Below are 13,254 nucleotides of genomic sequence, written 5' to 3' on the forward strand. Positions count from 1 at the left end.
CGCTCACACGTTCACGCTAGCGCGCCCCGCGCGATAGGCTGAACCGACATGTTCGAACTCGATCTCTCCGCCGATATCCAGGCCCTGCGACAGACCTTCAGCGACATCCGCGAGGTCGTCGATGTCACCGCCCTGCGCGAAGACATCGTGCGACTCAGTGAAGAGGCCGGGGCCCCTGATCTGTGGGACGACCCCGAGCAGGCGCAGAAGGTGACCAGCGCGCTCAGCCACAAGCAGGCCGACCTGAAGCGCGTCACCGAGCTCGAGCAGCGCCTCGACGACCTCGACGTGCTCGTCGAGCTCGCCAATGAGATGCAGGATGAGGACTCCGCAGACGAGGCCCGCCGCGAGCTCGCCGCCCTCACCGGCACGATCAACCAGCTCGAGGTCCAGACGCTGATGGACGGCGAGTACGACGAGCGCAACGCCATCATCACCATCCGCTCCGGTGCCGGCGGCGACGACGCCACCGACTTCGCCGAGATGCTGATGCGCATGTACCTGCGCTGGGCCGAGAAGCACGGCTACCCGGTGAAGGTGATGGACACCTCCTATGCCGAGGGCGCCGGCATCAAGTCCGCCACCTTCGAGGTCACGGCGCCGTACGCGTTCGGCACCCTGTCGGTCGAGGCCGGCACGCACCGCCTCGCGCGCATCAGCCCCTTCGGGTCGGCGGACAAGCGGCAGACCTCGTTCGCCGCGGTCGAGGTCATTCCTCTCATGGAGGAGGCCACCGAGGTCGAGATCCCAGAGAACGACATCCGCGTCGATGTGTTCCGCTCGTCGGGCCCGGGTGGCCAGTCGGTGAACACCACCGACTCCGCTGTGCGCCTGACGCACCTTCCGACCGGCATCGTCGTCTCGATGCAGAACGAGAAGTCGCAGATCCAGAACCGTGCCGCCGCCATGCGCGTGCTGCAGACCCGACTTCTGCTGCTTCAGAAGGAAGAGGAAGCGGCGAAGAAGAAGGAGCTCGCAGGCAACATCACCGCGAGCTGGGGCGACCAGATGCGCTCGTACTTCCTCTACGGGCAGCAGCTGGTCAAGGACCTGCGCACCGGCCACGAGTCCGGCAACCCCGCCAACGTGTTCGATGGCGACCTCGATGACTTCATCTCGGCGGGCATCCGTTGGCGCAAGCGCAAGGAAGAGGACTGAGCCTCACCCGCCTTGAAACAGACTGAGGGCCCGGAAGCGAAGCTTCCGGGCCCTCAGTGCATCATGGTGTCATCACGGGGTTGCGCAGGTGGTCGCACCTTCGATGAGCTTCTCCGAGAATGCCGACAGGGCGTCTGCGTCGGTCAGCGCTTCGTCGCCGGCCGCGATCACGCTCAGCGTGTCGTCGGAGATGTCGGAGTCGACGAAGTACTGCGCGTAGCAGGTCAGCTGGTCGTCCGTCAGAGTGCCGTCCTGGCCGGTCACGCTCATGATCTCGTCGAGGCCCACGAGGACCTCATCGGCCGTCGGGCGGCCCTCGCCGGAGGGCGCCGCTGAGTCATCCGGGGTGGCGCCCTCGGAGCTCTCCGTTGACGGTGCGCTGGAGGGCAGCTCGCTGACGGCGGAGCCCACGGCGAACAGCACCGCGACGGTGAAGATGATCGTGCCGACGATGCCGCCGATGATCGAGAGGATCAGGCCGGTGATCGAGGGCCACTTCTTCGTGTTCTTCTGGAAGATCGCGATGAGCGAGACGACGAACGCCGCGAACAGCACGACGGCGCCGAAGATGAACGTGACCGGAATGCACGCGAGGATCGTTCCGAGGATCGCCAGACCGAAGCCGACGAAGCCGAGCACCGGCGTCTTCTTCGGGCCGGTGGGCGCCGGCTCAAGGTACGGCGTGCCGTACGGCGCCTCTCCGACAGCGGGCGCACCCGGGGCCTGGTAGGCACCCGGATAGGCGGCCGTCGCGTTCAGATCGGCGTATCCAGGGGCGGCCGGCGGCGCGTAGCCGGGCGCGGTGTAGTCCGACGGCGGGTACGCCGGAGTCGGGTTCTCGTCCGCTGTCGGTGCGTCGGCCTGTGCGGGCGCGGCCTGGATGTCCTCACGGAGCACGGTCGCATCCGGGTCGAAGGCGCCGGCGTCAGCATCCGGCGTCGTGGGCTGCTGCTGTCCCGACTCGGGGGCGAAGTGCTCGGTCCACTGCTCGCCGTCCCACCAGCGCTGACGTCCGGATCCGTCGTCGTACCATCCTGCAGGCGTGCTCATGGCGCCCTCCTCAAGTCTGTTGCTCCGCGGCCGGGGCCGCGAATTCCCCTCATGGCGTCGATATGCGCCCCTACGTGTATACCAGTCATGGTGCTCTGGCGTGGGGGAAGCACTGACGGATGCCACGGGGGAGTGTCGCTCGGCTGCGATTCGCTCCGCGCGCCTAGGCTCGAATGGCCATGATCCGGTTCGAAAACGTCACCAAACGCTATCGAGGCACCAAACGCCCCGCGCTGTCCGATGTCGACTTCAACGTCGATTCGGGGGAGTTCGTGTTCCTCGTCGGGGCCTCCGGCTCCGGCAAGTCCACCTGCCTGCGACTGATCCTCCGCGAAGATGTGCCGACCACCGGCCGCGTCGCCGTGCTCGGTCGAGACCTGCGCTCGCTCGCCAATCGCAAAGTGCCGTACTTCCGGCGTCAGATCGGGTCGGTGTTCCAGGACTTCCGGCTGCTGCCGTCGAAGACGGTCGCCCAGAACGTGGCCTTTTCGCTGCAGGTGATCGGCTCGTCGCGCGGGTTCATCCAGCAGGCTGTGCCCGAGGCACTCGCGCTGGTGGGTCTCGACGGCAAGGCGAAGCGGATGCCCCACGAGCTCTCCGGCGGTGAGCAGCAGCGCGTCGCGATCGCGCGCGCGATCGTGAACCGCCCCAAGGTGCTGCTGGCCGATGAGCCCACCGGAAACCTCGATCCTGCGACCTCGGTCGGCATCATGCAGCTGCTGACCCGCATCAACGCCAGTGGCACGACCATCGTGATGGCCACCCATGAGGCAGGATTCGTCGATCAGATGCAGCGCCGCGTGATCGAACTGCAGAACGGTGAGATGGTGCGAGACGAGGCGGGCGGCGGATACGGCGACACGTCCAGCATCCCCCGGCTCCTGCCCGAGGCAGTGCCGGGCGCGGCAGCCGCGGCAGCCCTGACGGCCGTGCAGGAGGTGCAGCGCGAGAGCCTGACCGGCGCCTCGCCCACCGCGTCCGCTCCCGCAGCATCCGCTCCGGCACCGGCCCCGGCCGAGAAGACCGCACCACCCGCGGACGCCGCCCCGGCGACCGAGGTCCGTCCACCAGACCCACCCGAGTCGTCTGAGATCCCCGCACCGGCCGACGTTCCGACGCCGCCCGAGGAGCGACCCTCCACCCTCGGCCCGCGCACGAACCCGATCATCATCCCCGAGGTCGACGTCGCCGAGCTCGGCATGGCCGACCGCCTCGGCCTCTCGGATGATGACGATGAGGAAGTGGGGCCGACATCATGAGATTCGGACTCATCGTCGGCGAGGCCCTCGCGGGGCTGCGTCGCAACATCTCCATGGTCATCTCCGTGGTGCTCGTCACCTTCGTCTCGCTGACCTTCGTGGGCGCAGCGATCCTGATGCAGACCCAGATCAGCACCATGCGCGCGTACTGGGGCGAGCAGGCCGAGGTCACCGTCTACATGTGCTCGCCGCTGTCTACTTCGGCGAACTGCGTGGACGGCGCGGCCACCGAGGATCAGGTGGAGAAGATCAAGAACGACCTGGCCGGCGACGCACTGTCGCCACTGATCAGCAAGGTGGCGTTCGAGAACAAGGAAGCCACCTTCAAGCTCTGGATCGAGCGCTTCGGCGAAGAGCAGGCGAACGCGTTCGGCGTCGAGAACATGGGCGAGGTCTTCCGTGTCACGCTGAAGAACCCGCAGCAGTCCGAGGTCATCAGCGAGGCGTTCTCGGGTGTCGCCGGCGTCGACGAGGTGCAGGATCAGCGCAAGCTGCTCGATCCGCTCTTCTCTGCCCTGACGGTTGCGACCTACATCGCGGTCGGCGTCGCGGCGCTCATGCTCATCGCTGCGGTGCTGCTGATCGGCACCACGATCCGCCTGTCGGCGTACGCACGCCGCAAGGAGATCGCGATCATGCGCCTGGTCGGCGCCTCGAACCGCTCGATTCAGATGCCGTTCGTTCTCGAGGGTGTGTTCGCGGCGTTCCTCGGGTCGGTCTTCGCCAGCGCGGCCGTGCTCGTCGGCGTGCATTTCGGGGTGGAGGGATATCTCGCCGAGCGAGTGCCGTTCATGCGCCCGCTGGTCGGGATGTCGGATGCTGTCTTCGTGGTCCCCGTGCTGATCGGCATCGGCGTCGTGCTCGCCGCCCTGTCTGCTGGGTTCGCGATCCGCCGCTGGCTGCGTACGTAGTCGCCGACGGGAACCTGTAGAGTTATGGGCTGTCTGTCGTCAGGAGAAGAACATGCCCAGGGAACGCGGTGAGAAGGTCGTCGCGACCAACCGTCGCGCGCGTCACGACTACAACCTCGAGAAGTCCTATGAGGCGGGCCTGGTGCTCACCGGCACCGAGGTCAAGTCGCTGCGCCAGGGTCGCGCGAACCTGAGCGACGGCTATGCCTTCATCAAGGGCGGAGAGGCGTTCCTCGACGCCGTGCACATCCCGGAGTACTCGCAGGGGCACTGGACGAACCACTCCGCCAAGCGGATCCGCAAGCTGCTGCTGCACCGCGAGGAGATCCTCAAGCTCGAGCACGCCGTCTCGGCTGGCGGCTACACGCTGGTCCCGCTGAAGCTGTACTTCTCGGACGGTCGGGCGAAGGTCGAGATCGCGCTGGCCAAGGGCAAGCGCGAGTTCGACAAGCGCCAGACGCTGCGCGAGCGGCAGGACAAGCGCGAAGCCGATCGCGCGATGCGCACCCGCAACCGGATGGGCGAGTAGCCGGCAGTAACTCAGCCGTCGCGCAGTTCCCGCTTGAGGATCTTGCCGCTCTGATTGCGCGGCAGCGCGTCGATGAACCGCACCGCCTTCGGCACCTTGAACGACGCGAGCCGGCCGCTCACGTGCACGAGCAGTTCGCCTTCTGTGACGGACTCATCCGGCTTGAGCACGACGCACGCCACAATCGCCTCGATCCACCGGTCATCTGGCACGCCGATCACGGCGGCCTCAGCGACTGCGGGGTGCGTGTAGATCGCATCCTCCACCTCGCGGGACGCCACCATGATGCCGCCCGTGTTGATCGCGTCCTTGATGCGGTCGACGACAGTCAGGTAGCCCTCTGCATCGCGGATGACGAGATCGCCCGAGTGGAACCATCCGTCGCGGAACGCCTCGGCGGTCTCCTCGGGCTTGTTCCAGTACCCCTGGGCCAATTGCGGCGAGCGGTACAGCACCTCGCCGGGCTCGCCGTCGGGCACATCGTGTCCGTGCTCATCGACCACGCGGGTCTCCACGAACAGGATCGGGCGCCCAGCCGAAGCGGGTCGATCCTCGTGATCCTCCGGACGCAGCACCGTGGCCAGCGGACCGATCTCGGACTGGCCGAAGCAGTTGTAGAAGCCGAGGGCCGGGTAGCGCTCGCGCAACCGATTCAACACGGTCACCGGCATGATCGACGCGCCGTACTGCGCCTTCACGAGCGATGACAGATCTGCGGCGTCCAGATCAGGGTGACTCGCGAGCGGCACCCACACGGTCGGCGCCAGGAACAGCGACCCGATCCGCTCCTCGGTGACGGTGCGCAGGATCCGCGCGATGTCGGGAGCGGGAAGGAGGCGGATGGTCGCGCCGATCGCGAGATAGGGGAGCATGAAGACGTGCATCGCCGCCGAGTGGTACAGCGGCATGCAGATCAGCGGCGCGTCGGCGAGCTTCTGGTCCAACGCCACGATCACCGCCGCGTACTCCGCCACGAGGGCCGCGTGCGTGAGCATGGCGCCCTTCGGCTGAGAGGTCGTCCCCGAGGTGTACAGCAGCTGCACCAGGGCGTCGCCGTCCACGTCCGCCGGCAGCTCCACCACGTCGCCGACGCTGCTGCGGGCCAGGAAGGCGTCGTCCTCGTCGCGCAGCGCCATGACGGTCTCCACGTGCGTGTCGGCGCGCACCGCGTCGAAGTGCGCGCGCAGCTGCGGATCGACCAGGGCAGCTGTGGCTCCGGACTGCTCGATGAGATACGCGAGTTCCGCGCCGTGCAGCGCATAGTTCACCGGCACGTGCACGAGCCCTGCGCGGGCGATCGCGAGGAAAGCGATGACGTACGCATCGGAGTTCGTGCCGTAGGTGACCACACGTCCACCGGCCGCGATTCCCCACCCTCGCAGCTCGGCGGCTCCCCGGGTGACGGCATCGTCGAGGTCCCGATACGTCCACTCCCGCTCCTCGAAGCGCAAGGCGATCGCGGCCGGTGTTCGCGCGGCGCTGCGCCGGAGCATCCCGTCCACTGTGTTGGTTCGCCAGGGCTGCGGAGTGGACATCGTCGTCATGACCATCACGCTAGTCGTCCAGGGCCCTGCCCGCACGCGGGCGACTACAGCTGCGGTTCGAAGCCGAAGACCCGACCGAGGAATCGCAGCTCGGTCTCCAGCGACGCGATGATCGTCTCCGCCGCGCGGAAGCCGTGTCCCTCTCCCTCGAACAGCACGTACTCGTGCGGCACACCTCGAGCGGCCAGAGCATCCCGGATCACCTCGGACTGCGCCGGCGGCACGACGCGGTCCTCGCTGCCCTGTTCCAGCAGCACCGGCACATCGATCCGATCGACGTGTGTCAGAGGGGAGCGCTCGATGTAGACCGCCTCCGCCTCGGGGAGGGGCCCTACGAGTCCGTTGAGGTAGTGGGCCTCGAAATCGTGCGTGTCGGCAGCCAGCATCCGAAGATCGGCGACGCCGTACCGCGAGATGCCAGCGCCGAACGTGCCGCCGCGGACGAGCGCGCACAGCACCGTCCATCCGCCCGCCGACCCGCCGCGGATCGCGATCCGCGCGGGGTCGGCGAGACCGGCATCCGCCATGCCCCTGGCGGCGGCGATGACGTCGTCGACGTCGACGACGCCCCACGCGCCGTCCAGCCGCTCGCGGTACGCGCGACCGTAGCCGGTCGAGCCGCCGTAGTTCACGTCGAGCACGCCGATGCCGCGGCTGGTCCAGTACGCGTAGGCGGTGGATGCTGCGCCCGAGACGTGCGAGGTCGGTCCACCGTGCACCATGACGATGTACGGCGGCAGCGCGCCCTCGGGGCCTGTCGCGTCGGGGGTCGTCGGCGGGTAGTCGAAAGCGTGCACCGGACCGTGCGGCCCGTCGAAGGTGACCGGTCGTGCGCGCGGCACCCACGCGGCCTTGGCCTCGTCGCCGCCGGTCACCGTGGTGACAGCGCCGTGGTCGACGTCGATGCACCACAGACCCGACCCCACCGTCGCACCGGCGCCCGAGATCAGCACGCGCGATCCGTGGGCATCGTCGATGCTGGTGCCGGCCGTGATCGGCAGCGTCAGCAGCTCGACCTGGCCCTCCGCGCCGATGAGGACGATCTCGTCGTCGCCGTTCGTGCGCACTGCGACGATGCGTCCGTCATGCAGCGGCTGGTACCAGCGATTGCCGAGCACCCACAGCCCGCCTCCCGTGTCGGCGTCCGCAGGTGCCACCGGCTGCGGGGAAAGCGGGTTTCGCCCGTCTGCGACGCGCACACGGTGCAGGTTCCACCGTCCGGACGGGTCGTCGAGGTACAGCAGCTCGTCTTCGCCGGCCCATTCCGGCTGCAGTGCAGCGTGCGTCGAGATCGACGCGATCTCATCGCCGTCCACGGGGGCGATGTGCAGCAGGGCCTGCTCCCATGGCATCTTGATGCCGCTCCACTGCACCCACGCGATGCGCGTGCCATCGGGGGAGAGGGCGGGGTGCGCGACGAAGCCGCTCGTCGAGATGAAGACCCGGACGGCGCTGTCGTCGTCGGCGGCGGCAGAGCCGTCGAGAGGGATCTCCACGATCGCCCTCAGATGCTGCGCGGGGCGCAGATCCTCGCGCACCGCCAGCAGCCGCCCGTGCTGCAGGCGCAGCCCACCGAACGCCGCACCCTGGGCGGTCAGCGGATCGGGAGCGCCGCCACGGGGCATCCGATACACGCGCTGGTCGTCCTTGTCGACGAAGAACAGCGTGCCGTCGGCATCTGCTGTCCACGATCCGCCGCCGTACTCATGCACGCGCGAGCGTGCGTTCCACGGCGCCGGCAGGATGACTTCGCCCGTCGAGCTGCGCACAGCGATGCGGCCGCCCTCGGATGGCACTGACTCGCCCCACCAGATCTCGTCGCCGACGAAGAGCGCGCCTTCGATGCGCGGCGAGGCCTGCGCGATCTGCGCGGCGGTGAACGGAGAGGACCACGAGCCGAACGATGACGTCATGGCATCGAGCCTAGCCAGCCGCGCCCTGTCACACGGCGTCACACAGTATGCGTCGCTGTGCTCGGCTCACCTAGCGTTCTGTAAACGCTCTCCGACCGATCGGGGGCACCGACACCGTGAGGAGAATGCCATGAGTCGCGTCCCGTTCTCCTTCGAGCTCTACCCGCCGCGCACCGATGCGAGTGCCAAGGCGCTGCACGAGACGATCGATCAGCTGGCTGCTGCCGGCCCCGACTTCCTCTCGGTCACCTACGGTGCCGGAGGCTCGACCGGCGGTCGCTCGCTCGATGTGCTGCGCTACATCCGCGCTCACACCGACACTGAGCCGCTCGCGCATCTCACCTGTGTGGGCAACACCTACGCGGGTGCCGCGCGGCTGATCCGCGAGTTCCTGGATGCCGGGGTGCGCAGCTTCCTCGCTCTGCGGGGCGACCCGCCCGCCGGCCACCAGGACGGCGAGCCGTTCCTCGGCGACCTGGAGAGCTCAGCGCAGCTCGTGCAGCTCATCGACCGGGTGCAGGCGGAACGCGCCCCATATGAGGAGTCCCCCGTTCCCGGCAACCCCGGAGCCATTCGGGTCGCACCGCGCTGCAAGGTCGACATCGCCGTCGCAGCGTTTCCCAACGGGCATCCGCGCTCCGCCTACAGCAGCCAGCACGTCGACGCGCTCCTTGCCAAGCAGGCCGCCGGCGCCACGCTCGCGATCACGCAGCTGTTCTTCCACCCCGACCACTACCTGGCGTTCGTCGAGCGCGCCCGCCGCGCCGGCGTCACGATCCCGATCCTTCCCGGCATCATGCCGATCACCTCGCCCACCCGCCTCACCCGTGTGCTCGAGCTCACCGGCGAGGAGCTGCCGAGCGAGCTCGCGATCGCGCTCGAGATCGAGCCGACCGCCGAGGGGCGCCGTCAGATCGGCATCCGCTGGGCATCCGATCTCGTCCGCGCCGTCGTCGACGGCGGTGCGCCCGGCGTGCACCTCTACGCCTTCAACCAGCACGAGACCGTGCTGGACGTCCTCCGCTCGTCGGGTGTGATCCCCGAGGATCAGCGCTCCGCAACCCCACAGCTCTCCGCAACAACGAAGTAAGGAATCTCATGACCGCTTTCCCCGCCGGGACGATCCTCGGCTACCCGCGCATCGGACGTCGTCGCGAGCTGAAGAAGGCCGTCGAGTCCTTCTGGGCCGGTCGCATCGATCAGGCAGAGCTGGAGAGCACCGCCGCTGCGCTGCGCGCGGCGACCCGAGTGCGCCTGGCGTCGCTGGGTCTCGGCAGCGAGGACTCCGCCATCCCGGAGTCGTTCTCGTTCTACGACCAGGTGCTCGACGCTGCTGTGACCGTCGGCGCGATCCCGGCACGCTTCGAGGACCTGCGCGAGGCCGACGGCACGATCGGGCTGCCGGCGTACTTCACGATCGCCCGCGGAGAGGGCGACCGTGCAGCATCCGAGATGACGAAGTGGTTCGACTCGAACTACCACTACCTCGTGCCAGAGATCGGACCCGAGACGAATTTCTCGCTGTCGAACGACAGCATCGTGCGCCAGGTGCGCGAGGCGGCAGCCGGCGGCTTCCGCACCCGCCCCGTCATCGTCGGGCCCGTCACGCTGCTCGCGCTGGCGAAGGCGTCGGATGCTGCGCCAGAGGGCTACGACCCGCTCACGCGTCTGGATGATGTGCTGCCGGTGTACGTCGAGCTGCTGTCGCAGCTGAAGGCAGCCGGTGCCGAGTGGGTGCAGCTGGATGAGCCGGCACTGGTCAGCGAGTCGCTGCCGGTCGACACCGCGACGCTGGCGGGTGCTGCGGCCCGCGCTCTCGCCGTGCTCGGCGGCGCCTCGGAGCGCCCGTCGATCCTGGTGGCCGCACCCTACGCCGCTCTCGGCGACACGCTCGCCGTTCTGGCCGCAGCTCCCATCGAGGCGATCGCGATCGACCTGGTGCGCGGCGATGTTCCTGCCGCGCTTCCGGCGCTGGGCGACAAGGTGCTCGTCGGCGGTGTGATCGACGGTCACAACATCTGGCGCGGCGACCTTGACGGCGCTTTCGACAAGCTCGAGGCGCTGCGGGCTCTTGGAGCCACCTCGGTGGCGGCGTCGACCTCGACCTCGCTGCTGCACGTGCCGCACGATGTCGCCGAGGAGACGCTGCTCGATCCTCGTCTCGTGTCGTGGCTGGCGTTCGCCGACCAGAAGGTCGGCCAGGTCGTGACGCTCGCAGCGGGACTCGCGCAGGGGCGGGATGCCATCGCTGCCGAGCTCGCCGAGGCATCCGCTGCGCTGACGGATCGTCAGGACGCCCCCGGCGTCCGTGACGGCGCCGTGCGCGGTCGCGAGGTGGCGGACGCCGACTTCTCGCGCGTCGCGTACGAGGAGCGCGAGAGCGCACAGCAGGCGCTGGACCTGCCCGCGCTGCCGCTCACGACCATCGGGTCGTTCCCGCAGACCGGCGACATCCGCCGCGCCCGCGCTCAGTTCCTGCGTGGCGAGCTGCCAGCCGAGGACTACGACGTGTTCCTCAAGCGCGAGATCGATCAGGTCGTCGCGCTGCAGGAGGACCTCGGCCTCGACGTGCTGGTGCATGGCGAGCCGGAGCGCAACGACATGGTGCAGTACTTCGCCGAGAACCTCGACGGGTTCGCCGTCACGCAGCACGGCTGGGTGCAGTCCTACGGCTCGCGCGCCACTCGGCCCTCGATCCTGTGGGGCGATGTGTCGCGTCCGGCGCCCATCACGATCTCCTGGGCTGGCTATTCGCAGTCGCTGAGCGTCAAGCACGTCAAGGGCATGCTGACCGGCCCCGTGACGATCCTGGCCTGGTCGTTCGTGCGTGACGACCAGCCCCTCGGCGAGACCGCGAACCAGGTCGCCCTGGCACTGCGCGATGAGATCGCCGACCTCGAGCAGGCCGGCATCGCCATCATCCAGGTCGACGAGCCGGCGCTGCGCGAGCTGCTGCCGCTGAAGACGGCCGACCAGGCCGCCTACCTGGACTGGTCGGTGGGATCGTTCCGCCTCGCCACCGGCGGCGCGGCGGCTGCCACGCAGATCCACACGCACCTCTGCTATTCGGAGTTCGGCGTCGTGATCGACGCGATTCGCGCGCTGGACGCCGACGTCACCTCGATCGAGGCGGCCCGCAGCCGCATGGCCGTCGTCGGCGACATCGCGGAGTACGGCTTCGACCACGGCATCGGCCCCGGCGTGTACGACATCCACTCGCCCCGTGTGCCGAGCATCGACGAGATCGAGGTGCTGCTGCGCCGTGCCGTCGACGCCCTGCCGATGCGCCAGCTGTGGGTCAACCCGGACTGCGGTCTGAAGACCCGCGGCTATGACGAGACCGTCGCCTCGCTGCGCAACATCGTCGAGGCCACCCGTCGCGTGCGCGAGGACGTGGCTGTCGCCGTCTGACTCACGAGTCGATGAGAAATGCCCCCGCCGGTTCAGACCGGCGGGGGCATTTCCGCGTTCTGGCTGTTGTCAGACGGCGCGCAGCACCGCGACGACCTTGCCGAGCACGACGGCGTCATCGCCGAGGATCGGCTCGAAAGCCGAGTTGCGTGGGAGCAGCCAGGTGTGGCCGTCGCGCCGGCGGAACGTCTTCACCGTGGCCTCGCCGTCGATCATCGCTGCGACGATCTCACCGTTCTCGGCGTTGTTCTGCGTGCGCACGACGACCCAGTCGCCGTCGCAGATGGCCGCGTCGATCATCGACTCGCCGCTGACCTTCAGCATGAAGAGGTCGCCCTTGCCGACCAGCTGACGCGGCAGCGGGAAGATCTCCTCCACCTGCTGGTCGGCGGTGATCGGCACGCCTGCGGCGATCTGCCCCACGAGTGGCACGAGTGCGGCGTCGCCAACGGACGGCGCCGTGTCTGCCGGATTCTCGGTGCCTGAGCCGGGCAGGTCGATCAGCACTTCCATCGCCCTGGTCTTGCCAGGGTCCCGGCGCAGGTAGCCGCTGAGCTCGAGCTGGCCGAGCTGATGCGTGACGCTGGACAGCGACTTCAAGCCGACGGCATCGCCGATCTCGCGCATGCTCGGCGGGTAGCCGTGCCGAGCGATCGACGTCTGAATCACCTCGAGGATGGCCATCTGCTTCGCGCTCAGGCTCTTGCGTCGACGTGTACGCGGAGCCTCGGATGCGGGGGCGGTGTTGTCGCTCATCGGTGCTCCTTCATACCTTCCTGCCCGGTGCGGATCCGCGTGGTCGCGGGCATCCGGTTCGAATGTCGGTGGCCCATGATGGGCTGTCCATATCGAAACCGTATCCGAGATACAGGTGAAAACGGAAGATCTGTTCGAGCGTGTCGAAGAATCAGGTGATCCGGTTTCGAAGAATTCTTGACAGATGTTCGAGTTCGAAGATACATTCGGTACGTAGCTTCGCATCCGGCCTCCCCGGCCGGATGCCGGATGCGAAAGCTATGACACTTCGGCCCAGAACACCGCCAGTGCAGAACAGCGGCAGAGCAGAGGAGCATCACATGAGCACGATCGGAATCTCGGCACCCATGACCACGCAGGTCGCGGTGTACCCGATCCGGCCTGTGAACGTGCCGGCTGTGAAGGCGACCCGCCTGCGGCTGACCACGCGTGGACGTCGCGTCCTCCTCGCGATCGCCGCGCTCCCGATCGTGATCGGCATCGCCGTCTCGGTGATCGCCGGTGGGTCCGCCCTCGCCTCCGGTGCGCAGGCGGCACCGGTCTCGTTCGAGACGGTGACCGTGCTGCCAGGCGACACGCTCTGGTCGATCGCCGCCGAGGTCGCACCTGAAGCGGACCCGCGTGTCGTCATCGAAGACGTCAAGCGCCTGAACAACCTCAGCTCCGGACTGATTCAGGTCGGCTCCGATATCGCGATCCCGGTCGCGTACGCCAACTGACCCG

General features: G+C 68.2%; 11 protein-coding genes. 7 read left to right on the forward strand and 4 right to left on the reverse strand.

Annotated features, from left to right (window positions below):
• The first annotated feature begins 48 nt into the window (after positions 1–48).
• Positions 49–1,158 carry a peptide chain release factor 2 gene (gene prfB / locus MNR00_RS05960; protein ID WP_241928243.1) on the forward strand — a complete coding sequence of 370 codons (1,110 nt, stop codon included), beginning with the start codon at positions 49–51 and terminating at the stop codon, positions 1,156–1,158.
• A 72-nt stretch (positions 1,159–1,230) separates the two neighbouring features.
• On the opposite strand, the gene MNR00_RS05965 is transcribed toward prfB, so the two are convergent.
• Positions 1,231–2,208, reverse strand: a complete 978-nt coding sequence (locus MNR00_RS05965) for a DUF2510 domain-containing protein (RefSeq protein ID WP_241928244.1) — start codon at positions 2,206–2,208, stop codon at positions 1,231–1,233.
• Positions 2,209–2,387: 179 nt separating this feature from the next.
• Here MNR00_RS05965 and ftsE point away from each other — a divergent pair, with 179 nt between their 5' ends.
• The 3 genes from ftsE to smpB are packed head-to-tail and all read left to right on the forward strand — an operon-like array spanning position 2,388 to position 4,907.
• Entirely contained in the window at positions 2,388–3,467 is a 1,080-nt protein-coding gene (gene ftsE, locus MNR00_RS05970) for a cell division ATP-binding protein FtsE (RefSeq protein WP_241928245.1), read from the forward strand.
• Positions 3,464–4,378 carry a permease-like cell division protein FtsX gene (gene ftsX / locus MNR00_RS05975; protein WP_241928246.1) on the forward strand — a complete coding sequence of 305 codons (915 nt, stop codon included), beginning with the start codon at positions 3,464–3,466 and terminating at the stop codon, positions 4,376–4,378. Before ftsE ends, ftsX begins: the two co-directional genes overlap by 4 nt.
• Positions 4,379–4,430: 52 nt before the next feature.
• Positions 4,431–4,907, forward strand: a complete 477-nt coding sequence (gene smpB / locus MNR00_RS05980) for an SsrA-binding protein SmpB (RefSeq protein WP_241928247.1) — start codon at positions 4,431–4,433, stop codon at positions 4,905–4,907.
• 11 nt (positions 4,908–4,918) lie between these two features.
• Here smpB and MNR00_RS05985 read toward each other — a convergent pair whose 3' ends face one another.
• The gene (locus MNR00_RS05985) at positions 4,919–6,451 is read right to left on the reverse strand and encodes a fatty acyl-CoA synthetase (RefSeq protein ID WP_241928248.1); all 1,533 of its coding nucleotides are present in this window, start codon (positions 6,449–6,451) and stop codon (positions 4,919–4,921) included.
• Positions 6,452–6,495: 44 nt separating this feature from the next.
• Positions 6,496–8,364, reverse strand: a complete 1,869-nt coding sequence (locus MNR00_RS05990) for a prolyl oligopeptidase family serine peptidase (protein WP_241928249.1) — start codon at positions 8,362–8,364, stop codon at positions 6,496–6,498.
• Positions 8,365–8,494: 130 nt separating this feature from the next.
• Here MNR00_RS05990 and MNR00_RS05995 point away from each other — a divergent pair, with 130 nt between their 5' ends.
• Both MNR00_RS05995 and metE read left to right on the forward strand, forming a co-directional pair.
• Positions 8,495–9,454 (forward strand): methylenetetrahydrofolate reductase, encoded by a 960-nt coding sequence (locus MNR00_RS05995; protein ID WP_241928250.1) that lies wholly within the window; start codon positions 8,495–8,497, stop codon positions 9,452–9,454.
• A gap of 8 nt (positions 9,455–9,462) precedes the next feature.
• Complete coding sequence (metE, locus tag MNR00_RS06000; RefSeq protein WP_241928251.1) at positions 9,463–11,775, forward strand: 5-methyltetrahydropteroyltriglutamate--homocysteine S-methyltransferase; 2,313 nt, start codon at positions 9,463–9,465, stop codon at positions 11,773–11,775.
• Between the two features lie 69 nt (positions 11,776–11,844).
• Here metE and lexA read toward each other — a convergent pair whose 3' ends face one another.
• Entirely contained in the window at positions 11,845–12,531 is a 687-nt protein-coding gene (gene lexA / locus MNR00_RS06005) for a transcriptional repressor LexA (protein WP_241928252.1), read from the reverse strand.
• Positions 12,532–12,851: 320 nt separating this feature from the next.
• Between lexA and MNR00_RS06010 the strand changes: the two genes are divergently transcribed.
• On the forward strand, positions 12,852–13,250 hold the full coding sequence (locus tag MNR00_RS06010) for a LysM peptidoglycan-binding domain-containing protein (protein ID WP_241928253.1): 399 nt from the start codon (positions 12,852–12,854) through the stop codon (positions 13,248–13,250).
• Positions 13,251–13,254 lie beyond the last annotated feature (4 nt).

Origin of the sequence: Microbacterium sp. H1-D42 (assembly GCF_022637555.1) — a bacterium.
Lineage (GTDB): Bacteria > Actinomycetota > Actinomycetes > Actinomycetales > Microbacteriaceae > Microbacterium.